Below are 21,183 nucleotides of genomic sequence, written 5' to 3' on the forward strand. Positions count from 1 at the left end.
GACCGATGAATCCTGTCGTACTGATCGCCGAAGAACTCGCCCCCGCCGCCATCGAGGTGCTCGCCCACGACTTCGACGTCCGTCACGTCGACGGCACCGACCGTCCGGCCCTGCTCTCGGCGCTCTCCGAGGCCGACGCCGTCATCGTGCGCAGCGCGACCCAGATCGACGCCGAGGCGGTCGCCGCCGCGCCGCGACTCAAGGTGGTCGCCCGGGCGGGCGTCGGGCTGGACAACGTCGAGGTGCCGGCCGCCACCGCGCGGGGCGTCATGGTCGTCAACGCGCCCACCTCCAACATCGTCTCCGCCGCCGAGCAGGCCGTCGCGCTGCTGCTCGCCGTCGCCCGTAACACCGCGAGCGCCAGTTCCGCGCTCAAGGCGGGGGAGTGGAAGCGGTCGAAGTACACAGGCGTCGAGGTGCAGGGCAAGACGGTGGGCGTGGTCGGGCTCGGCCGTATCGGGGTGCTCTTCGCGTCTCGCATCGCCGCGTTCGGCACCCGGCTGATCGCGTACGACCCGTACATCCAGCCGGCCCGCGCGGCGCAGCTCGGCGTCCGCCTGGTCGGCCTGGAGGAGCTGCTGCGGGAGAGCGACTTCATCTCCATCCACCTGCCGAAGACGCCGGAGACGGTGGGGCTGATCGGTGAGAAGGAGCTGGCGCTGGTCAAGCCCGGCGTTCGAATCATCAACGCCGCCCGTGGTGGGCTGGTCGACGAGCAGGCGCTCGCGGACGCGATCGCCGAGGGTCGGGTCGCCGGCGCCGGTGTCGACGTTTACAGCAAGGAGCCGTGCACCTCGTCGCCGCTGTTCGCCTTCGACAACGTGGTGGCCACCCCGCACCTGGGCGCCTCCACCCACGAGGCGCAGGACAAGGCCGGTCTCGCCGTGGCCAAGAGCGTCAAGCTGGCGTTGCAGGGCGAGTTCGTTCCGGACGCGGTGAACGTGCAGGCCGGCGGTGTGGTCGCCGAGGACGTTCGGCCGCTGCTGCCGCTGGCGGAGAAGCTCGGCCGGGCGTTCACCGCGGTCGCCGGTGGGGTCGCCGCCAGCGTCACTGTCGAGGTCCGCGGTGAGATCGTCAGCCACGACGTGTCGGTGCTCAAGCTCGCCGCCACCAAGGGCCTGTTCAGCTCCGTGGTCGAGGAGCAGGTCACCTACGTCAACGCCCCGCACCTGGCCGCCGAGCGTGGCGTTGAGGTCACCCTGGCCACGCTGGGCGAGACGGCCGAGCAGCCGACCCTGGTCACGGTGCGCGGCGCGCTGCCGGACGGCCGGACGGTCAGTGTCTCCGGCACTGTCACCCACTCCGGCGCTCGGGACGTGCTGAAGCTGACCGAGGTGGACGGCTTCGACGTGGAGATCGGCGCGGAGGGCATCCTGCTCTTCCTTCGCTACGCCGACCGGCCCGGTGTGGTCGGCACTGTCGGTACCCTGCTCGGCGAGTCGGGCATCAACATCGCCGCCATGCAGGTGGCTCGTCGGGAGGCGGGCGGCGAGACGCTGATGACGCTCACCGTCGACCAGGCGCTCGGCGCCGACCTGCTCACGTCGGCCGCCGATTCGATCGGCGCCACGGCGGCCAGCGCCGCCGACCTGCGCGACGAGTAGTAGACGACAAACACCGTGGGGGGCCTGGCGATTCGCCGGGCCCCTCGTCATTTCCCGTCCGTGCCGCCGGTCAGGTCAGCCGGGCAGCCGCGCCGGCGGCGGGTAGACCGAGCCGTCCTGCGGGTCGAAGAGCATCAGCCCGTGCTCGCCGGCCAGCCGTTCGATGTCCAGTAGCACCTGGTCCGCGCAGGTCGGGTGCAGGTTCAGCTCGACGTGGTCGTGGGCCGCGTGCAGCGGTGCCACCGCCCACGGGCTGTTCGGGCCGGGGTGACGGTCCGGATAGGAGGCGGTGATCGCCCGGTAGAAGCTGACCACCCGCGGATCGGGGTAGCGGTCCACGTGCCGCCCCTGCCGGCAACCGTTGACCGCTGTCCGCACGTCCTCGGGCGTCGCCCCGTCCTCCAGGGCCCACACGCTCAGATCGAAACTCACGGCGGATAGCGTGCCATCCGTCGTTCATCATGTCGAAACTGCCTCGCCGCCGGTCAACCACAGATCAACGCAGTCTCCGGTAGCGACGGTCCGGTGTGGAGACTCTTGCGTCGAGTTGCGTCGATTCGCTAGCGTACGCACTGCGGTCACTGGCCGAGTTCGAGGCGCCGGCCCGTCTTCGGGTGGCGCGGTCGACGTCCGGCCCGACCGGTCCGCACCCCTCGGTTGTGCGAGCCACGCGCACTCGTCGCTGACCGGCCCCCACTGTCGTTGCCGAGACCGTGGGGGCCGATCGCTACGTCGTTCCGCTCAGCGACGGTGGGCGAAGAGCGCGCGATAGTCGGAGTTGCCCCGGAACCACGCCAGGCCGGTGGGGCCGGCGGCGTAGAGCGCTGTGGCGTAGGCGTCGGCGATCGTCAGGTCGGGGCCCACCACAGTGGCGGCGACGAGGTGATCGGCCGGCTCGCCGGTGTGCGGGTCCACCACGTGCCCCTGCCGCCCGCTCACCCCGGAGGTGCCGACCGCACCGGCGGTCATCTCCAGCACCAGCGGCGCGCGCTCGGGTGCGGTCGGGTGGTGCACCGCGACCCGCCAGGGACCGCCGTGCGGCGCGCGGCCCCGGACGACGAGGTCAGCGCCGGCGAGTACGGCGTAGTCGTGGATGCCGGCGTTGCGCAGTCGCTCGGCGGCCCGTTCCACAGCCCAACCGCCGAGCAGGCCGCCCGGGTCGAAGCCGCCGGGCACCGCCCAGGCGTCGAACCACCCGTCGGTGGCCGCGCGCATCGCGGCGCAGCGGTCCACCAGATCGGCGAGCGGAGGGTACGACTCCGGGCTGATCTCGCCCCGACGCAGTCGGGAGACCAGGCTCTCCGGCCGGTTGGGCCCGTAGGTGAGGTCGATGGCGCGCAATTCGGCGACGCTGTCCCGCAGCGCCTCGCCCACGCCCCGGCGGCCGAGCCACTCGGGGGCGTTGAGCAGCAGGGTGTACTCGGCGGTCGCGGTGCGTACGGTGTGCTGCACCGCGATCCGGCCCTCGGTGGCGGCGGCCGGGTCGATCCGGTGCCGGCGACTGCCGAGTCGAAGGTCCGGCCGGCGGTTGCGGAACGCGGACGTGTCCGGCCAGCGGGTCCGCGGCTGCTCGTCGATGCGCATCGCATCTGCCCCCTCGCACATGGCGCCGCGTCACCGCGACCCCGTCGGTCAGCAGGCCCCCGCGACCCACTGGGTCCTACCGTAGGCAGCGGAGATGACCGCCCCATGAGTCCCAGCTGAGAGGGTGCTGTGCATCCGGAATCCCAAATCGTGGACGCCGCGTACCGGGAGGCGGGACGGCGACGTACCGTTGCCCGAACAACCGTTGAGCAGAGGAGTGCGGTCGTGGCGCGGATCGCGGTGGTGGCCGGAGATGGCATCGGGCCCGAGGTGGTCGCGCAGGCCCGCAAGGTCCTCGACGCGGTGCTGCCCGACGTGCAGGCCACCGAGTACGACCTCGGCGCCGCCCGCTGGCACCGTACCGGGGAGGTGCTGCCCGACTCGGTGCTGACCGAGCTGGCCGGGCACGACGCGATCCTGCTCGGCGCGGTCGGTGACCCGACGGTCCCGCCGGGTGTGCTGGAGCGTGGGCTGCTGCTCAAGCTCCGTTTCGCCTTCGACCAGTACGTCAACCTGCGCCCGTCCCGGCTCTGGCCCGGGGTCGCCGGCCCGCTGGGCAACGTGAAGCCGGGCGAGGTCGACCTCGTGGTGGTGCGCGAGGGCACCGAGGGGCTCTACGCCGGTGCCGGTGGTTCCCTGCACCGGGACACCCCGGCCGAGGTCGCCACCGAGGAGAGCCTGAACACCCGGCACGGCGTGGAGCGCGTGATCCGCGACGCGTTCGCCCGCGCCGGCCGCCGGGAGCGGCGCAAGGTCACCCTGGTGCACAAGACCAACGTGCTCACCCACGCCGGGTCGCTCTGGGCGCGTACGTTCGACGCGGTCGCCGCCGAGCACCCGGACATCGAGACCGAGTACCAGCACGTCGACGCGGCGGCCATGTTCCTGGTCACCCAGCCGCAGCGCTACGACGTGGTGGTCACCGACAACCTCTTCGGCGACATCCTCACCGACATCGCCGCGGCCGTCACCGGCGGCATCGGGCTGGCCGCCAGCGGTTGCATCAACCCCGAGGGGGCGTACCCCTCGATGTTCGAGCCGGTGCACGGCTCGGCGCCGGACATCGCCGGGCAGGGCATCGCCGACCCGGTCGCCGCGGTGCTCTCCGCCGCGTTGCTGCTGGAGCAGCTCGGGCACAGCGAGTCGGCCGCTCGGGTCAACGCGGCGGTCGCCGCCGAGCTGGCCGGCCGCGTGCCGGGCGTGACGCTGCGTACCGAAGAGGTCGGCGACCGGCTCGCCGCCCACGCCGTAGCCTGATCATCCCGGCCCGCGGGGCGCCCGGTCTGCCGCAGGCAGCCCGACCGGCGTTACCCGCTGAACGAGCGTTCGGGGTAAGTTTCTGGCACAGCCATGTCGGTGTGCGGTCCCGCATGCCGTTGTCCCGCAGGGAGGTCAGCGCGATGAGCGGTGGTGACAAGCTCGATTTCGAGATCCGTCCGAATCTCGCGCCGGTATCCGTCGCCGACCGGGCCGCACTGTTGACCAACCCCGGGTTCGGCCGGGTCTTCACCGACCACATGGTCACCGTCCGCTACGCCGACGGCAAGGGCTGGTACGACGCACGGGTGGAGGCCCGAGCCCCGATCCCGATGGACCCGGCCAGCGCGGTGCTGCACTACGCGCAGGAGATCTTCGAAGGGCTCAAGGCGTACCGCACTGCCGACGGTGGCGTGACGATGTTCCGGCCCGATGCCAACGCGGCCCGCTTCGCCACGTCCGCGCAGCGGATGGCGATGCCGGTGCTGCCGCCGGACGTGTTCGTCGACTCGCTGCACAAGCTCATCGAGATCGACCGGGAGTGGATCCCCACCGGCGAGGACGGCAGCCTCTACCTGCGGCCGTTCATGTTCGCCAGCGAGGTCTTCCTCGGCGTCCGGCCGGCCAACGAGTACCTCTACATGGTGATCGCCTCACCGGTCGGGGCGTACTTCACCGGTGGCGTCAAGCCGGTCACCGTCTGGGTCTCCCCGGACTACACCCGGGCCGCGCCCGGTGGCACCGGCGCGGCCAAGTGCGGCGGCAACTACGCCGCGTCGCTCGCCGCCCAGGCGGAGGCCATCGAGGCCGGCTGCGACCAGGTCGTCTTCCTGGACGCGGTGGAGCGCCGGTTCGTCGACGAGTTGGGCGGCATGAACGTCTTCTTCGTCTACGACGACGGCACAGTGGTCACCCCACCGTTGACCGGCACGATCCTGCCGGGCATCACCCGCGACGCCGTCCTCGCGCTGGCCGCCGGGGCCGGACACCAGGTCGAGGAGCGGCCGGTCAGCTTCGCCGACTGGCAGGCCGACGCCGCCAGCGGACGCCTGAAGGAGGTGTTCGCCTGCGGCACCGCCGCGGTGGTCACCCCGATCGGTGGGGTCCGCTTCCCCGACGGCGAGTTCCTGATCGGTGGTGGCGAGCCCGGTCAGGTCACCATGGCCCTGCGTCAGCAGTTGGTCGACATCCAGCGGGGCAAGGCGGCCGACCCGCACGGCTGGGTGCAGCGGGTCTTCTGATCTCCGTCGCCGCGCCGGCCCGTCCACCCGGACGGGCCGGCGCAGTCGGCTCTACGCGTCGCCGGGCTGCGCCTCAGCTGGCTCGTCGAGCAGGTGGTCGCGGAGCGCGGCGAGCTGTTCCTCGGTCACCCCGGCGTGGCGCAGGTACGCCTCGACCGAGCCGTGCCCCGCGCGCAACTCGTCGAGGAAGATCTGCATCGCCTCCGCGGGCGAGCTCAGGAACGGTGCCGGCACGTCCACGCCGCCCGGGGTGACGGAAGCCAGCCAGGCGCTGTACCGGGCCGACGCCACACTGCTCAACGCGTAGTCCGCGGTGATGTCCGCGTCGTCGACGCCGAGCACGGCGAGGGTCAACGCGCACACGATGCCGGTGCGGTCCTTGCCGGCGACGCAGTGCACCACCACCGGGGCGTTGGCGGAGTCGGCGATCAGGCCGACCGCCTCGGCCAGCCCGGCGGTGCCGGTCTGGGCCAGGTCGGCGTACCGGTCCGCGAGGTACCGGGCCAGGCTGGCGCCCTCCTCGTGCGGCGTACCCGCCCAGTCGGCGTGCTCCGGGTGGATGTTCCGGTAGGTCAGTCCCTGGTACTCCGGCACCCGGCCGTCGCGCTCCACCTCGGTGGGGCGGCGCAGGTCGATGACGGTGCGGATCCCGATCGCGGCGAACGCGTCGCGGTCCTGCTCGGTGAGGCGGTGCAGCGAGTCGGAGCGGTAGAGCCGACCTCGGCGTACCGACCGGTCGTCGTGGCCGAGGTAGCCACCGACATCGCGAAAGTTGAAGGTGGCGGGGAGCGAGAGCTGGGGGTTGTTCTCGGTGACGTCCACGTTCACACGGTAACGGCCGGTGGGACAGTGCCCCACCGGCCGTCGGGTCGAACAGTCAGCGTGCGGTGCCGGGCGGGAGCGCGCCGTACGTCTCGTCGTAGTAGCCGCCGAGCTGATCCCGGTAGCTCGGGTCGCTGTGGCTGGTCTCGTCGTACTCCGGGGCGGCCTTGATCTGGTCCTGGGTCCGGTCGACGGAGACGGTGCGCTGGTCGTGGTCGACCTGGTTGACGGTGCCGGCCGGCAACATCACCTTCTTGCCGAAGATCCAGGGCCCGGTGTCCACGACCAGGTAGCTGCCGCCCACCTCGTGACTGGCGCTGTCGATCTTGCCAATTCCCCCGTCGGTGGCCTCGACCTTGTAGCCGACCAGGTCGACGTCGGCCACGCCGGCGTGGTCCCGGTAGCGCCAGGGGTCGAACGTGCCGGCCGGCGGGCCGCCGGGCACCGCGCCCTGGTCGCCGCCGCGCAGCGGGTCCGGACCCGCGTGGGTGGCGTGCGGATCGATCCTGTCCATGCCGTTCACTCCTGACTGTCGCCGATCGTCTCGCCGAAGGTGGGTGCGTCCCCGCAGGAGCTACCCGGCCGTCGGGGGCCGGAAACGGCGATCAGACCGCGGCGCGGCGACAGGCCGCTGTACGGCGAGGGGCCGGGGCCGCGAGGTGCGGCGTCGGCCCGTCTCGGGCGTACGTGTTCAGGCCAGGGCGGTCTCGGCGTCCAGGGTGACCGCCGCGGCGTGCACCACGGCGGAGATCCGCAGGGCCTCGTGCAGCTGCTCTCTGGTGAAGCCGCTGCCGCGCAGCTTCTTCTCGTGCAACTCCAGGCACACCTCACAGCCGGCGATGGCCGACACGGCAAAACACCAGAGTTCGAAGTCGCCCTTGTCCACCCCCGGCCTCGCGATGATCCGCATCCGCAGTCGGGCCGGCATCGAGGCGTACAGCTCATCGCCGATCAGGTGCTTGGCCCGGTAGTAGATGTTGTTCATCGCCATGATCGCCGCAGCGCCCTTGGCCGCCTCGACGCCTTCCGGCCCGAGGTGCCCGAGCGCCTCGGCTGCGATCTCCCGCAACACCACCGGGTTGCGAGCGGTCACCGCACAGGCCAGCGCGACGCCCCAGGTCTGCGGTGGGGTCAACGCCGAGGCACCGATTGTGGCGCCCAGGTTGAGCCTGATGTCGTTGGCGTACTCCGGCAGGGCTGCCTTGATCGCGTCCAGGCCCATGGTCAGAATCCGCCGGCGGAGGTCTCGTCGGCGATCCCCGTCGGGCTGATGGTGGTGAAACCCATCGGCCCGACGAAGACCACACACCACGTGCCCTCGTGGGACGTGTGGTTGACCGCCGTGGACGCGTTGTTCGCGTCCAGCGATACGCAGGCGGCGAGGCCGTGCTCAGGTAAGCGGTCACTGACGGTGAGCACAGGTCCTCCTTGCAGACGGCGCGGTGGCCATCATCGGATCCGTTCCAGATGCTTCCGCATGGCTGGTTCCCCCGATGAGTGGCCCAGGTGGCTTGTGAAGCCGATCACGAGCGGTGGTTCGGGGCGTACGAACCCTCCGTCACCATCCCGCTATATGGATTGTTCCTCCCACATTCGGGGGAGGGGTGGCAGAGTGGCCATCGTGACCAGCACCGCCCTGATTATTGCGACCTAGCGCGCCGGCTCTCCCCTCTGCCGAGCGCGCAGACCTCCCGCATCCGCGGGAGGTCTTTTTGTTGCTCCGAGAAAGGATCCTGATGACGTTCCAGGTCTTCGACACCACGTTGCGCGACGGCGCTCAGCGCGAGGGGCTCACCTACTCGGTGGTCGACAAGCTGGCCGTGGCCCGGCTGCTCGACGAGTTCGGCGTCGGCTTCATCGAGGGCGGCTGGCCGGGCGCGGTGCCCAAGGACACCGAGTTCTTCCGCCGCGCCCGCACCGAACTGGACCTGCGGCACGCCGTACTCGTCGCGTTCGGCGCCACCCGCAAGGCCGGCGTCGCGGTTGCGGACGACCCCCAGGTACGCGCCCTGCTTGACGCGCAGACCCCGGCCGTGGCCCTGGTCGCCAAGGCCGACACCCGGCACGTCGAGCGCGCGCTGCGCACCACCGGCGCGGAGAACCTCGCGATGATCCACGACACCGTCAACCACCTCGTCCGCGAGGGTCGACGGGTCTTCGTCGACGGCGAACACTTCTTCGACGGCTACCGGCACGACCCCGCGTACGGCGCCGCCGTGGTGCAGACCGCGCTCGCCGCCGGCGCCGAGCGGATGGTGCTCTGCGACACCAACGGCGGCATGCTGCCGTCCCAGGTGACCGCCGTGATCCAGGACCTGACGAACCGGCTGGGGATCGACGCCGGGCTGCTCGGTATGCACGCCCAGAACGACACCTCCTGCGCGGTGGCCAACACCATCGCCGCCGTCGAGGCGGGCGTCCGCCACGTGCAGGGCACCGCCAACGGGTACGGCGAGCGCCCAGGCAACGCCGACATCTTCGCTGTCGTCGCCAACCTTCAACTCAAGCTCGGCATGCCCGTCCTACCGGAGGGCTGCCTGGCACAGATGGTGCGGGTCTCGCACGCCATCGCCGAGATCGCCAACATCGCCCCCGACACCCACCAGGCGTACGCCGGGGCCGCTGCCTTCGCCCACAAGGCGGGGCTGCACGCGAGCGCGATCAAGGTCGACCCGTTGCTCTACAACCACGTGGACCCGTCGGTGGTGGGCAACGACATGCGGATCCTCATCACGGAGATGGCCGGTCGGGCCAGCGTCGAGCTCAAGAGTCGTGAGCTCGGCCTGGACCTGGCCGCCAGCCCGGACGCCCTGAACCGGGTCACCAAGCGGGTCAAGGAGTTGGAGGCGGGTGGCTGGTCGTTCGAGGCGGCCGACGCCTCGTTCGAGCTGCTGGTCCGCTCCGAGATGCCGGAGGGCAGCCCGGCCCGACCGTTCACCCTGGAGTCGTACCGGGTGTTGGTCGAGCACCGTGAGGACGGCGCTGTGGTCTCCGAGGCGACCGTCAAGATCCGGGTTCGCGGTGAGCGGGTGATCGCCACCGCCGAGGGCAACGGCCCGGTCAACGCCCTCGACGAGGCGCTGCGGGTGGGGCTGGCGCGGCACTATCCGCAACTGCGCGACTTCGAGTTGGCCGACTACAAGGTGCGGATCCTGGAGGGCAGTCACGGCACCGGCGCGGTCACCCGGGTCCTGCTGGAAACCTCGAACGGCAATGGCCGCGACTGGACCACGGTAGGCGTCCACCCCAACGTGGTCGAGGCCAGCTGGCACGCCCTGGTAGACGCCCTGACCTACGGCCTAGCCCCCACCTCCGTCTAACCCCCGACCTTCCCCACCTCCTCCCACCCCACCCCACCCACCCCACCCCACCCCTCCCCTCCCTCCCCTCCCTCCCCTCCCTCCCCTCCCTCCCCTCCCGTCCCTCCCCTCCCAGCCCCACCCCGCCCCTCCCAGCCCCACCCCGCCCTGCGCCCCGCCCGCCCCTTCCTGGTCGATCATGGAGTTGTGGTGGTGTACGTACCGGGCTCCGGTGCCCAAAACCCCCACCACAAGTCCATGATCGGCGCGGAGGCCGGAGGCCGGGGGCCGGGGGCCGGGGGCCGGGGGCCGGGGGCCGGAGGGCGGGGGCCGGGGGCCGGGGGCGCGGGGGTGGGGGGTGACGGGTTAGGGGGTGGGTTGGGGGAGGGTGAGGGTGGCTTGGACGGGGCGGTGGTCGCTGCCGGGCAGGGTGAACACCTCGACTGAGCGGACCGCTATGCGGTGGTCGACCAGGACGTGGTCGATGGTGACGGGTGGGATGAGGTCACCGTCGTAGGGACCCCAGGTGCCGGTCAGGCCCGCCCCGGTGGCATCGGCGGCGTCGACGTAACCGCTGCGCAGCAGTGCCCGCAGTGGACCGTGGTCGAGGGTCGCGTTGAAGTCTCCGGCGAGGATCCGCAGGCCACCGTCCGGGGTGGCCGGTGGTTGGGCGGTCAGGTCGGCGCGCCAGGCACCCACCTGGTCCAGCGCGTACGGCGCCGAGGGGTGGGCCGACTCGACGCGGACCGGGGGCCCTCCGGGGACGGACACCGTCGCGTACGCCTGGCTGAAGCCCCAGCCCTCGAGGTTGCGTCGGACGCCGCCGTCGGTGATGGGCCACCGCGAGTAGAGCCCGGAGCCAGGGGTGCCGATCTCGGGGTTGAGCTGCCGGTGCGGCATCAGCGTGGCGAGGCCGAGTTGATCCAGCGCGGCCTGCGCGTCCGGCGTGAACTCCTGCACGGTGAGCACGTCCACCTGTTGTCGCCGGACCAGCTCCACCAGTGTCCGCGCGTCACCGGCGCCGGCGAGCAGATTGGCGGTGAGCAGCCGCACGGTCGGCCCGGCCGCCGCCGGCTGCGGGTTGGCCAGCGCCCGAGGTGCGACGGTACCGAGCAACGCCACCGCCGCCAGGGCCGCGACCGCCGCCGGCCACCAGCGCCGCAGGGCGAGCGCGAGGGCCAGGACCAGCACGCTGACTCCCGCGACGTACGGCGTGAACGCGAGCGCCTGCACCAACGGCCCCCGGTCCAGGCCGAGCAGTCGGGCCCCTGCCCAGAGGGCGGTGGGTACGACGGCAAGCCAACAGAGCGCAGTGCCGAGCCGGGCGTTCCGGTGCGCGGGTGGAGCGTCGACGATCACGAAGATGATCGTAGTCGGGCCCGACGAACCCATTTCATGAATGGTGATCCGCTCACATTTCACAATTGTCTGACGGTTGGTTGACACCCCGAAAAAGCGAGATCAACTATTGACTGTCAGCTTTTTCCGGTGCTACGTTCCATCTGGCTTAAACGACGCAACTCTGAGTAGTAACAGCAGCTCAGAGGGGATGCAGATTGCTGAGAAATCAATCTCGCCGGGTGTGAGCAAGGCAGCTTTCCCTGCCCAACTGTCGTCGTACGCCTATTTGTTGGCAGTCATCCGTCCCGCCCCGCGGGTCGGCCGAATTCGCACGCTCACACAAGGGGGACCTGTCATGAGCACATCCTTCCGACGTAAGGTGGCGGCGGTCACGTTCGCTGTCCTGGGGCTCAGTCTCGCCGGCGGCGGCATCGCTATCGCCCAGCCGTCGGCGAAGGCGCCGCAGGAAACGGTCCAGCCGGCACGCGGCACGAACTCCCAGCCGCCGGTCAGCGCCGAGTCGGCGCGTATCGCGAAAGCCGCGCTGAAGGCGAGCGCGGCCACCCCGCTGGTGGCCACCAACGTCTTCACCGTCGTCAACTCCAACGGCACCAAGGCGCGCGGCACCGGCACCGTGGTCAAGTACGGCGTCGGGGAGTACGAGGTGATCTTCGGTTACAACGTCTCGGCCGGTGCCTTCCTGGCCACCCTGTCCCTGTCCGGCTCCTGCTGCATTCCGCCGGGCGGCGAGGTCTCGGTCGCCCCGCGGTTGCTGACGCCCAACGCGGTCTTCGTGCAGACCCGCAACTCGGCCGGGACACCGGCCAACCTGGGCTTCACCCTGCTCACCCACACACCCTGACCGAACCGGCACCCGGCCCCCGTCGCATCCGGCGCGGGGGCCGGACCCTGTCCGCTCAGCGTGCCGGCCCGCCGGCCGCTACCTCGGACAACCCGATTCGCTCGGCTTTCGCCCAAGTCGGGGTGCCCTGAGTACGGGGACGCCCCGACTTCCCTGAACCCGAGCGGATCGGCGCGCTGGACGCCGCCGCCGCGAGTTCGGCGGTCGGCGAGGGCCGTATTCGACCGGTTCGTCCCCGGTCGGGCACCCCGCGGTCGGTCACCTGCCGGTTGGGCGGCCCTCGGCAGGCTCGCGACGGTCGTCACCCTTCCGCGCGGCTCATCCCCATTCCGGCCACTCCGGGCCGGTCCGGCCCGCACAATCCCACGTTTGCCGGGCCTGTGCCCGGGAAGCAAGCACCGTGACGGACATCTCGGACACCCTGGCCAGCATGCCCAGCCCGGTCGATCCGGAGCCGACCGGCATCGAGCTGGAACAGACCCTCTTCGAGGTCAAACGCGTGATCGTCGGGCAGGATCGCCTCGTCGAACGCCTGCTCACCGCCCTGGTCGCCAACGGACACTGCCTCCTTGAGGGGGTACCCGGCGTGGCCAAGACACTGGCCGCGCAGACCCTCGCGACGGTGGTCGGCGGCACCTTCTCCCGGATCCAGTTCACTCCGGACCTGGTGCCCTCCGACATCGTCGGCACCCGGATCTACCGGGCGTCGAAGGAGACCTTCGACATCGAGCTGGGCCCGATCATGGCCAACCTGGTGCTGGCCGACGAGATCAACCGGGCCCCGGCCAAGGTCCAGTCGGCGCTGCTGGAGGCGATGGCCGAACGGCAGGTCTCCATCGGCGGGCGCAGCTGGCCGGTGCCGGAGCCGTTCCTGGTGCTGGCCACCCAGAACCCGATCGAGTCCGAGGGGGTCTACCAGCTCCCGGAGGCGCAGCGTGACCGGTTCCTGATGAAGGTGGTTGTCGACTACCCCAGCGACGCCGACGAGCTGGCCATCCTCTACCGGATGAGCACCGACCGGCCGACACCGCGCCAGGTGCTCGACGCCCAACGGCTGAGGGACCTCCAGATCCACGCCGAGCGGGTCTTCGTCCACCACGCGTTGGCCGAGTACGTGGTGCGGCTGATCCTCGCCACCCGCGACCCGGGCCGGTTCGGGCTACCGGAGATCGCCCCGCTGTTGGCGTACGGGGCCAGTCCCCGAGCAACACTGGGCCTGGTCGCGGCGGCCCGGGCGCAGGCCCTGCTGCGAGGGCGGGAGTACGTGCTGCCCGAGGACATTCGCGAGCTGGCCGTCGACGTCCTTGCCCACCGGCTGGTGCTCTCCTTCGACGCGGTGGCCGACGGGGTGACGGCGGAAAGCGTGGTGCGACGGCTCGTCGAGGCGGTACCGCCGCCCCGGCTGGCCACCGGCCACCCGCTGCAGACACCGGATCTGGCGGCGGCATGAGACGCGCCACTGTCGCGCCAGCCGACCCCGGTCTGGCCGAGCTGGCCCCGGACCAGCGCCTGCGTCGCCTGGAGCTGACCGTCACGCGCCGGCTGAACGGCCTGTTGCACGGCCAGTACCGTGGTCTGCTGCCCGGTCCCGGCAGTGAACCCTCCGGCAGTCGCGAATACCGGCCGGGCGAGGACGAGGTGCGCCGGATGGACTGGGCGGTGACCGCCCGCACCGCCGTGCCGCACGTCCGGCAGGTCGACGCCGACCGGGAACTGACCACCTGGCTGCTCGTCGACGGCAGCGCCAGCATGGAGTTCGGCACCGCCGAACTGGACAAACGGGAACTGGCGGTAGCTGCCGTCGCGGCGGTCGGGTTCCTGACCGCGGGCGTCGGCAACCGCCTCGGCGCACAGGTGCTCCGCGCCGACGGGGTACGCCGCTTCCCGGCCCGCAGCGGGCGTACCCATCTGCTTTCCCTGCTCCGCGCGCTGCTCGCCGCCCCCCGGGCCACCGCGCCCACCGACCGGCCGGGGCGTGGGCCGGCGACCCGACCGCCCGATCTGGCGGACGGCCTCGACGCGCTGCACCGGATCGCCAACCGGCGTGGGCTGGTCGTGGTGGTCTCCGACTTCCTCGACGGACTGCCCGACGACCCCGCCCAGACAGCGCCCTGGGAGCGGACCATGCGCCGGCTGGCCGTCCGGCACCAGGTGCTGGCGATCGAGGTGACCGACCCGCGTGAGCTCGAACTACCGGACGTCGGCCTGATCACGCTCGTCGACCCGGAGACCGGTCGGCACCGTGAGGTGTGCACATCGGACCGTGGGCTGCGCGAGCGGTACGCCGAGGCCGCCACCGCCCAGCGCGAACAGGTCCACCAGGCGCTGCGCCGCAGCGGGGCGACCCATCTGCCGCTGCGCACCGACGGCGACTGGAGCGCCGACATCGTCCGGCACGTGCACGCCCAGCGTCGGCTGGCCGCCGCGCCGGTCGGCCGGCCCCGGGGAGGTGCCGCGTGATCTGGCAGTCGCCGCTGCGCCTCTGGCTGCTGCTCGGCGTGCTCGCCCTGGTCGTCGCCTACCTGGTGCTACAGCGGCGACGCAGCCGGTACGCGGTCCGCTTCACCAACCTGCGGCTGCTGGACCGGGTTGCGCCGCAGCGGCCCGCCTGGCGTCGGCACGTACCGGCCGGGCTCTTCCTAGCCATGCTGGCGCTGCTCGTGGTCGGCTTCGCCCGCCCGAGCGCCGAGGTCCGGGTGCCCCGGGAACGGGCCACCGTGATGGTGGCGGTGGACGTCTCCACGTCGATGCTCGCCACCGACGTCGAACCGGACCGGCTGGGCGCGGCGAAGGAAGCCGCCCGGCGATTCGTCGATGGCCTGCCCGACGAGTTCAACGTCGGTCTCGTGGCGTTCGCCGGCAGTGCCGCCGTCCTGGTGCCTCCGAGCACCGACCGGGACGCCCTCGACGAGGGGATCGACCGGCTCGCCGAGGGCATCACCGGCGTTCAGGGCACCGCGATCGGCGAGGCCATCAACACCTCGCTCGGCGCGGTCAAGAGCCTCGACAGCGAGGCCGCGAAGGAGACGCCACCCGCCCGGGTCATCCTGCTCTCCGACGGCGCCAACACCTCCGGGATGGACCCCATGGAGGCGGCGGCGGAAGCGGTGAAGGCAGAGGTGCCGGTGCACTCGATCTCGTTCGGCACCCCGTCCGGGTTCGTCGACCGAGGTGGACGGCCCATCCAGGTGCCGGTGGACGGACAGACCCTCAAGGCGGTCGCCGAGGAGACCGGCGGCATGTTCCACGAGGCCAGCACCACCGACGAACTGCGGGCCGTCTACGACGACATCGGCAGTTCGGTCGGCTACCGCACGGAGCGACAGGACATCTCGGCCCGCTTCATCGGCCTCGGACTGGTGTTCGCGATGGGCGCCGCCGCCGGCTCGATGCGCTGGTTCTCCCGGCTGCCCTGACCTGCACGCACAACCGACGTCGACAGTGAGGAGTGCGCATGGCAGTGCAGACCGGACTGGGCGAACCGCGCGGTCCCTGGTTCATCTCACCGGAACTCGACCCGGAAGGGCGCGGGTGGTGGGACGCGCCCGAGCGCGACCCGGGCAGGCGAGGGCCCGGGAGGCTGTTCACCGTGTTGGCCGTGGTGGCGGTCTCGGCCGTCTCCGGTGCTCTCGCCGGCGGCGTGGTGGCCAGTCGGGACGGGGCTGGTGGTCCGGCCGCGGCGTCCGCCGCTCCGGTGCCGGCCGAGCTTGTCACCGCGGCCGCGCGGACCGTACCCGGGGTGGTATCGGTGCTGGCCGGTGGCGCGACCAGCGGGTCCGCGACCGGCTCCGGCTTCGCCGTCGACGACCAGCAGCACCTGATCACCAACGACCACATCCTGGCCAAGGGGGGTGGCGGACCGGTGACCGTCGAGCTGCCCGACGGCCGCCGGTTCGCCGCCGAGGTGGTCGGACGGGAGCCGCGCAGCGACCTGGCGGTGCTGAAGGTGCCGGCATCGGCGGGTCTCGCCCCGCTGCCCCTGGCCAAGCCCGGCGCGACCCGGGTCGGTGAGCCGGTGCTCGCTGTCGGTTCACCGCTCGGTCTGGCGGGGACGGTCACTGCGGGCATCGTCAGCGCGCTCGACCGGGAGGTGCGGCTCGGCAACAACCGGCACACCGCGGTGCAGACCGACGCGTCAATCAACCCCGGCAACTCCGGTGGGCCACTGGTCAACGCGCGCGGGGAAGTGGTCGGGGTGAACACCGCGATCGCCACCATCGATGGAAACGGCTCGATCGGCATCGGGTTTGCCATTCCGATCGACCAGGTGCAGCAGACCGCCGACACGATCATCGGCAAGGGCGGCTGAGCTGCCCGAACACCCTGACGGTGCCAGCACTGTCGGATATCCGGCCGGACGGCATCGGACAATGGAAATATTACGCTCGGTATGGATACTGGCTGAGGTGGAGCGTCCTCTTCTCACGGTCCTCCTGCTGGTGGGCCTGGTCATCGGATGTGCAGTGGGGTCGGCGTACGCCCGGGCACGGCGCGGGTGGAACGATTACCAGACCGTCAAGAAATCGGTGCCAGGCGCCCGCCGCGGCGCCTGGTCACTGATCCGCGGCGTCGTCGTGAAGGCCGCGGTCATCGGGGTGCTGCTCTTCGGCGCGGTGGCGTACGCGGCCGTCGGCTCCGACGAGGAGACCGCCGGGCCGGCACCCAGCCAGTCCCCGACGCAGAGTGAGCCTCCGCACCGATGACCCCCGGCAGGTCGTCGCGGGTTAGCCTCGGGGCGTGGACGACGGACTGCGGGTGACCGACCGGTGGGTCGTCCCCGCCGGGGAGCTGCGGGAGCGCTTCTCCCGCTCGTCGGGGCCGGGCGGGCAGGGCGTGAACACCGCGGACTCCCGGGTCGAGCTGAGCTACGACGTGGCCAACTCGCCGGCCGTGCCGGAGTGGCTGCGGTCGCGGGCGCTGGCCCGGCTGGCCAACCGCCTCGTCGACGGGGTGCTGACGATCGCCGCCAGCGAGCACCGGGCCCAGCTGGCCAACCGGGAGGCGGCCCGGGCCCGGATGACAGCTCTGCTGCGGGAGGCCGCCGCGCCTCCACCGCCGACCCGGCGAGCCACCCGGCCGTCCCGTGGTGCCAAGGAACGCCGACTGGCCGAGAAGAAGCGCCAGTCGCAACGCAAACGGGACCGCCGCGCCGACGACGACTAGGCCGGTCCCAGCGCAAACGGGGACAGCGCCGCGCCGACGACTATCCCGGGACGGCGGCGAGCAGCCGGTCGCGCAGCACGGCGGCCCGCTCGGCGAAGCCGCGTTGCGCCGCCGCGTACTCTGCCCGGCCGTCCGGAGTCTCCACCCGCACCGGCGGGTAGCCGAGGGCCGCCAGGTCGTACGGGCTGGCCCGCATGTCCAGGGTGCGGATGTCCCGGGCCAGGTCGAACGCGTCGGCCACCAGCTCCGAGGTGACCAACGGCGACAGCTTGTACGCCCACTTGTACAGATCCATGTTGGCGTGCAGGCAGCCCGGCTGCTCGTGCGCGTGCTGCGTCTCCCGGGTGGGGGTGAGCAGGTTCAACGGGCGGGCCGGCGGTGTGAAGAACCGGAACGCGTCGAAGTGGCTGCACCGCACGCCCCGCTCCTCGACGACCGTGGCGGTGCGTTCCGCGCTGAGCCGCAGCGGCCAGGCGTTGTGCCGCAACTCCTCCCGGGTCTGCCGGTAGACCATCGCCCACTCGTGCATCCCGAAGCAGCCGAAGTGCGGCGCCCGTCCGCGCGTCGCCTCCAGCAGGGAGCGGATCCAGGCGATCGACTCGCCGCGCCGCGCGCGTACCCCCTCGGTGTCGAGGGTGACCCCGGCGGTGCCGGCGCGGTAGTCGCGGCCGAACTCGGCCGGGTCGGCGTCCCGTAGCTCGACCCCGGGCCCCGGATGCCAGCGCCGCAGCTGGGCCGGGCGGTGCGAGTAGTAGGTGAACAGGAAGTCGGCCACCGGATGCCGCTGACCGCGTCGTCGCCGGGCCAGGTGCGGGGTCAGCCAGACATCCACCCGCTCCTCGTGGGCCCGTCGGCGGGCCTGCCACTGCGCCGCGTCGAGCACGGCGGGGGCGAGGGCGGCGGTCACGCACCCCAGGGTACGACCGCCGCCCGCGCACCCGGTCAGGGCATCTGCACCCGGACGCCTGCGGAGAACACCCCGCTGCGCAGCTCCAACTGCTGGGGCGGGTCCCGCCCGTCGACGGTGAAGATCAGCGGGAGCACCATCCGGGTGCCCGCTGCCATCGGGTCGGCGAAGACGTCCCGACCCAGGTTCGCCGTCCGGGTGGCCGGCTCGTCGGTGCTCACCCAGCGTCCGTCGGGCAGGTACGCCCGTTGCAGCTCGCTGTGCCAGGGCTGGTGGTCCCCGGTGAGGTTGCGCACTCCGACGGTGGCCTCGCAGCGTCGCCCGTTGGCCGGTGCGGCACCGCCGCCGTCGGTCTTCCCGGCGGTGCCGGGCGCGCCGCAGGTCATCCGGTACACGGTGAACTCGAACGCCGACTCGCGCAGCGGCACTCCCATGGCCCCGGCGACCCCGGTGCCCACCCACGCGCCGCTGGTGGGCTGCTTCTGCGTGTCGATCGCCGCGACCTGCCGGGTCGCCGTCCAGCCCGCGGTGCCGACCACGCCGGCGAGCACCACCACGGCGGCACCCACCAACATCCACACCGGCGGGGTACGCCGACGTCGCACCGGACTCGGGGCCGCCGGCCGGGGATAGACCGTCCCGCGGCCATGCTCGGCGCCGCCGCCGGTGGAGAGCGCGGCAGCCGTCACCCGACGCCCGCGCCGACGTCGCCACACCCAGACCAGGGCAGCGCTGATCAGCAGCAGGACCGCCAGTCCGGCGAGCAGCACCGGGTAGCGGCGCCACGGTGGCGCCTCGCTCACCTCGGCCGGCGGTGCCGCTGCCGCCTGCCAGGTGGCCGTGGCGCAGTCGTACGGCCGGCTGCCGTCACTGGTGAACGCGCAGGTCGGCGCGGTCAGCGGCCGGCCAGGCGCGGTCGCCGCGAGCGCGGTGCCCAGGGTGGTGGTGCTGTGCGCGGGTAGCCGCAGCCGCCAGGTCACCTCGGTGGCCGATCCGCCGGCCGAGCTGGATCGGCCACCACCGCTGATCGCGGTCGTCGACGAGCCGGGCGGCAGTTCCTGACGCACAGTGGTCTCCAGCGGCGAGTTGCTCACGTTGCGCACCTGGATCCGGTACCTCGGTGCCGGGCTGCTCTCTGTCGCGACCGCCACAGTGACCTGTTGCGGGGGTGCCGAAGCCGGTGCCCGGGTCGGTGGTGCCATCGCCGGTGGCGCCGAGGGCGGGGTGGGCTCGGTCACCCGCGCGACCAGCGTCACCGGCGGCCGGGTTCCCACTGGTGCTGGTGTGGCGACCGGTGGTGCGACCGCCATTGGTGGTCGTGTGGCGGCCGGTGGTGCGGCGGCCGTTGGTTGTGGCGTGGCCGCCGGTGGTCGTGGCGTGGCCGCCGCCTCCGGGGCCGCCGTCGGCAGGGCCGGCACGGCGGCGAGGATGCCGAGGCAGTGCACGAACACTGCGAGGGCTCTGTGGTGTCGTGTCGATGCAGGCATACGAACGAACCTCCGGAGCCGACGCTAGGGGCCAGCCGCCTCCGTGCGGGTACGAAGTCGAGAAGTCCGCCCCGGTCACCTCCAGCTCCGGTAGGGTGCCGCGCGCTGACGGGTTGAGCACACCCGACCGCCTGTCCTGGCCGTCCGGGGTGCCGACGGCGCTAGATTGGCCGGGTGCGTATCGCTCGTTTCGCCCATGCCAAGGGAATGTCGTTCGGTGCCGTCGAAGGCGAAGCGGAGGCCGGGCCGCAGGGTCTGACCATCGCCGAGATCGAGGGCCACCCGTTCGGCAATCTCTCCTTCAGTGGGGCCCGTTGGGCCCTCTCCGACGTTCGGCTGCTCTCGCCGATCCTGCCCAGCAAGGTGGTCTGTGTCGGCCGCAACTACGCCGACCACGCCGCCGAGCTCGGCAACGAGGTGCCCAAGGAGCCGCTGCTCTTCCTCAAGCCGTCCACCTCGGTGATCGGCCCCCGGGACGCCATCCGGCTGCCGATCTTCTCCAAGCAGGTCGAGCACGAGGCGGAGCTGGCGGTCGTGATCGGGGCGCCGGGTGCGCGCCGCGCCGACCGCGCCGCCGCCGAACGCGCCATCTTCGGCTACACCTGCGCCAACGACGTCACCGCTCGGGACCTCCAGCGGTCGGACGGCCAGTGGACCCGGGCCAAGGGCTTCGACTCGTTCTGCCCGATCGGCCCGTGGATCACCACCGGGCTGGACGTGTCCGACCTGGAGATCCGGTGTGAGGTGGGTCGCAACCCGGAGGAGATGGAGGTACGCCAACTCGGCCGGACGAAGGACATGGTCTTCGACGTGCCGGGCCTGGTGTCGTACATCTCGCACGTCATGACTCTGCTGCCCGGTGACGTCGTTCTCACCGGCACTCCAGCCGGGGTTAGCCCGCTTGTCGAGGGGGATACGGTCACCGTGCGGATCGACGGCATCGGCGAGCTCACCAACCCGGTGGTTCCCGTCGCCTGATCCGTCTGATGCCCCTGTTTACGCAGCTCACGGGTGGTTCGGGGGGATCGGATTTGGCCTGCCGGCACCGGGAGGGTAAAGTTCACTCCCGGCGCCGCAAGGGGCCAATGGGGTATGGGGTAATTGGCAGCCCGACTGATTCTGGTTCAGTTAGTCTAGGTTCGAGTCCTGGTACCCCAGCGCTGCTGGAGTTCGCGAGAACTTCCAGACGCTGGATTCTGACGGAGTTCGACTCCGCCCCTTCGGGGGCGGAGGGTGGTCTTCGGTAGAGTGCAGCTCCTCCGCCGCCAAGGTGGGGGAGCAAAAGTTGTTCTGGCCCCGTCGTCTAGCGGCCCAGGACGCCGCCCTCTCAAGGCGGTAGCGCCGGTTCGAATCCGGTCGGGGCTACAGCGTGCACAGCCCGTCTCACCTCGTGAGGCGGGCTGTTTCGTGTCCGCCCGTCGGTGTCCGGTCCGGCCCCCGCCGGGCCCTCGGGTGGCGGCGCACCCCGCGCTCGCGCCCGGGTACGGTGCCGCTAGACTACATTCGCACCGCCCGCGAGGGTGGTGAACGGAAAAGTTCTGGCCCCGTCGTCTAGCGGCCCAGGACGCCGCCCTCTCAAGGCGGTAGCGCCGGTTCGAATCCGGTCGGGGCTACAT

21 protein-coding genes and 3 tRNA genes are annotated in these 21,183 nt (G+C 71.8%); 15 read left to right on the top strand and 9 right to left on the bottom strand.

Annotated features, from left to right (window positions below):
- Nucleotides 1–5: 5 nt before the first annotated feature.
- Nucleotides 6–1,604: a phosphoglycerate dehydrogenase gene (gene serA, locus ACLQ3F_RS00500; RefSeq protein WP_357200830.1), complete on the top strand. Its 1,599-nt coding sequence runs from the start codon at nucleotides 6–8 to the stop codon at nucleotides 1,602–1,604.
- A gap of 75 nt (nucleotides 1,605–1,679) precedes the next feature.
- Here the strand turns inward: serA and ACLQ3F_RS00505 are convergent, their stop codons facing one another.
- Both ACLQ3F_RS00505 and ACLQ3F_RS00510 read right to left on the bottom strand, forming a co-directional pair.
- Nucleotides 1,680–2,036 carry a hypothetical protein gene (locus tag ACLQ3F_RS00505; protein ID WP_091393184.1) on the bottom strand — a complete coding sequence of 119 codons (357 nt, stop codon included), beginning with the start codon at nucleotides 2,034–2,036 and terminating at the stop codon, nucleotides 1,680–1,682.
- Nucleotides 2,037–2,345: 309 nt separating this feature from the next.
- Nucleotides 2,346–3,188: an FAD:protein FMN transferase gene (locus ACLQ3F_RS00510; protein ID WP_425845040.1), complete on the bottom strand. Its 843-nt coding sequence runs from the start codon at nucleotides 3,186–3,188 to the stop codon at nucleotides 2,346–2,348.
- A gap of 225 nt (nucleotides 3,189–3,413) precedes the next feature.
- On the opposite strand from ACLQ3F_RS00510, the gene ACLQ3F_RS00515 reads away from it, so the two are divergent.
- Both ACLQ3F_RS00515 and ACLQ3F_RS00520 read left to right on the top strand, forming a co-directional pair.
- A complete protein-coding gene (locus ACLQ3F_RS00515) occupies nucleotides 3,414–4,445 on the top strand; it encodes a 3-isopropylmalate dehydrogenase (protein WP_350863040.1) in 1,032 nt (343 codons plus the stop codon).
- Between the two features lie 143 nt (nucleotides 4,446–4,588).
- The gene (locus tag ACLQ3F_RS00520) at nucleotides 4,589–5,686 is read left to right on the top strand and encodes a branched-chain amino acid aminotransferase (RefSeq protein ID WP_355005302.1); all 1,098 of its coding nucleotides are present in this window, start codon (nucleotides 4,589–4,591) and stop codon (nucleotides 5,684–5,686) included.
- Nucleotides 5,687–5,737: 51 nt separating this feature from the next.
- Here the strand turns inward: ACLQ3F_RS00520 and ACLQ3F_RS00525 are convergent, their stop codons facing one another.
- The 4 genes from ACLQ3F_RS00525 to ACLQ3F_RS00540 form a co-directional block, all read right to left on the bottom strand.
- Nucleotides 5,738–6,544, bottom strand: a complete 807-nt coding sequence (locus tag ACLQ3F_RS00525; RefSeq protein ID WP_425845044.1) for a tyrosine-protein phosphatase — start codon at nucleotides 6,542–6,544, stop codon at nucleotides 5,738–5,740.
- A 19-nt stretch (nucleotides 6,545–6,563) separates the two neighbouring features.
- Nucleotides 6,564–7,022 (bottom strand): PRC-barrel domain containing protein, encoded by a 459-nt coding sequence (locus tag ACLQ3F_RS00530; RefSeq protein ID WP_425845046.1) that lies wholly within the window; start codon nucleotides 7,020–7,022, stop codon nucleotides 6,564–6,566.
- 177 nt (nucleotides 7,023–7,199) lie between these two features.
- Nucleotides 7,200–7,730 carry a carboxymuconolactone decarboxylase family protein gene (locus tag ACLQ3F_RS00535; RefSeq protein ID WP_425845049.1) on the bottom strand — a complete coding sequence of 177 codons (531 nt, stop codon included), beginning with the start codon at nucleotides 7,728–7,730 and terminating at the stop codon, nucleotides 7,200–7,202.
- A 2-nt stretch (nucleotides 7,731–7,732) separates the two neighbouring features.
- Entirely contained in the window at nucleotides 7,733–7,927 is a 195-nt protein-coding gene (locus ACLQ3F_RS00540) for a hypothetical protein (protein WP_425845051.1), read from the bottom strand.
- Between the two features lie 317 nt (nucleotides 7,928–8,244).
- Here ACLQ3F_RS00540 and cimA point away from each other — a divergent pair, with 317 nt between their 5' ends.
- On the top strand, nucleotides 8,245–9,828 hold the full coding sequence (cimA, locus tag ACLQ3F_RS00545) for a citramalate synthase (protein ID WP_357200811.1): 1,584 nt from the start codon (nucleotides 8,245–8,247) through the stop codon (nucleotides 9,826–9,828).
- A 345-nt stretch (nucleotides 9,829–10,173) separates the two neighbouring features.
- Here cimA and ACLQ3F_RS00550 read toward each other — a convergent pair whose 3' ends face one another.
- Nucleotides 10,174–11,163 (bottom strand): endonuclease/exonuclease/phosphatase family protein, encoded by a 990-nt coding sequence (locus ACLQ3F_RS00550; RefSeq protein ID WP_425846138.1) that lies wholly within the window; start codon nucleotides 11,161–11,163, stop codon nucleotides 10,174–10,176.
- A gap of 340 nt (nucleotides 11,164–11,503) precedes the next feature.
- On the opposite strand from ACLQ3F_RS00550, the gene ACLQ3F_RS00555 reads away from it, so the two are divergent.
- The 7 genes from ACLQ3F_RS00555 (at nucleotide 11,504) to arfB (ending at nucleotide 17,173) form a co-directional block, all read left to right on the top strand.
- Complete coding sequence (locus ACLQ3F_RS00555; protein WP_387354184.1) at nucleotides 11,504–12,010, top strand: hypothetical protein; 507 nt, start codon at nucleotides 11,504–11,506, stop codon at nucleotides 12,008–12,010.
- Nucleotides 12,011–12,410: 400 nt separating this feature from the next.
- Nucleotides 12,411–13,460 carry an AAA family ATPase gene (locus tag ACLQ3F_RS00560; protein WP_357200805.1) on the top strand — a complete coding sequence of 350 codons (1,050 nt, stop codon included), beginning with the start codon at nucleotides 12,411–12,413 and terminating at the stop codon, nucleotides 13,458–13,460.
- Nucleotides 13,457–14,470 carry a DUF58 domain-containing protein gene (locus tag ACLQ3F_RS00565; protein ID WP_425845054.1) on the top strand — a complete coding sequence of 338 codons (1,014 nt, stop codon included), beginning with the start codon at nucleotides 13,457–13,459 and terminating at the stop codon, nucleotides 14,468–14,470. Before ACLQ3F_RS00560 ends, ACLQ3F_RS00565 begins: the two co-directional genes overlap by 4 nt.
- Entirely contained in the window at nucleotides 14,467–15,426 is a 960-nt protein-coding gene (locus ACLQ3F_RS00570; RefSeq protein WP_357200799.1) for a VWA domain-containing protein, read from the top strand. Before ACLQ3F_RS00565 ends, ACLQ3F_RS00570 begins: the two co-directional genes overlap by 4 nt.
- A 38-nt stretch (nucleotides 15,427–15,464) precedes the next feature.
- A complete protein-coding gene (locus ACLQ3F_RS00575) occupies nucleotides 15,465–16,319 on the top strand; it encodes a S1C family serine protease (protein ID WP_425845057.1) in 855 nt (284 codons plus the stop codon).
- A 97-nt stretch (nucleotides 16,320–16,416) separates the two neighbouring features.
- A complete protein-coding gene (locus tag ACLQ3F_RS00580) occupies nucleotides 16,417–16,713 on the top strand; it encodes a hypothetical protein (protein WP_210786404.1) in 297 nt (98 codons plus the stop codon).
- Between the two features lie 34 nt (nucleotides 16,714–16,747).
- Nucleotides 16,748–17,173 carry an alternative ribosome rescue aminoacyl-tRNA hydrolase ArfB gene (gene arfB, locus ACLQ3F_RS00585; protein ID WP_357200793.1) on the top strand — a complete coding sequence of 142 codons (426 nt, stop codon included), beginning with the start codon at nucleotides 16,748–16,750 and terminating at the stop codon, nucleotides 17,171–17,173.
- A gap of 40 nt (nucleotides 17,174–17,213) precedes the next feature.
- Here arfB and ACLQ3F_RS00590 read toward each other — a convergent pair whose 3' ends face one another.
- On the bottom strand, nucleotides 17,214–18,080 hold the full coding sequence (locus ACLQ3F_RS00590; protein WP_425845060.1) for a 3-methyladenine DNA glycosylase: 867 nt from the start codon (nucleotides 18,078–18,080) through the stop codon (nucleotides 17,214–17,216).
- A gap of 35 nt (nucleotides 18,081–18,115) precedes the next feature.
- A complete protein-coding gene (locus ACLQ3F_RS00595) occupies nucleotides 18,116–19,567 on the bottom strand; it encodes a hypothetical protein (RefSeq protein ID WP_425845062.1) in 1,452 nt (483 codons plus the stop codon).
- A 174-nt stretch (nucleotides 19,568–19,741) separates the two neighbouring features.
- Between ACLQ3F_RS00595 and ACLQ3F_RS00600 the strand changes: the two genes are divergently transcribed.
- The 4 genes from ACLQ3F_RS00600 to ACLQ3F_RS00615 all read left to right on the top strand — a co-directional run bounded on the left by ACLQ3F_RS00600 (nucleotide 19,742) and on the right by ACLQ3F_RS00615 (nucleotide 21,180).
- Complete coding sequence (locus ACLQ3F_RS00600; RefSeq protein ID WP_091393135.1) at nucleotides 19,742–20,545, top strand: fumarylacetoacetate hydrolase family protein; 804 nt, start codon at nucleotides 19,742–19,744, stop codon at nucleotides 20,543–20,545.
- Between the two features lie 108 nt (nucleotides 20,546–20,653).
- Nucleotides 20,654–20,725 (top strand) — tRNA-Gln (locus ACLQ3F_RS00605).
- Between the two features lie 134 nt (nucleotides 20,726–20,859).
- Nucleotides 20,860–20,932, top strand: a tRNA-Glu gene (locus tag ACLQ3F_RS00610).
- 175 nt (nucleotides 20,933–21,107) lie between these two features.
- Nucleotides 21,108–21,180, top strand: a tRNA-Glu gene (locus ACLQ3F_RS00615).
- The last annotated feature ends 3 nt before the right edge of the window (nucleotides 21,181–21,183 follow it).

The organism is Micromonospora sp. DT15, assembly GCF_049841475.1.
Lineage (GTDB): Bacteria > Actinomycetota > Actinomycetes > Mycobacteriales > Micromonosporaceae > Micromonospora.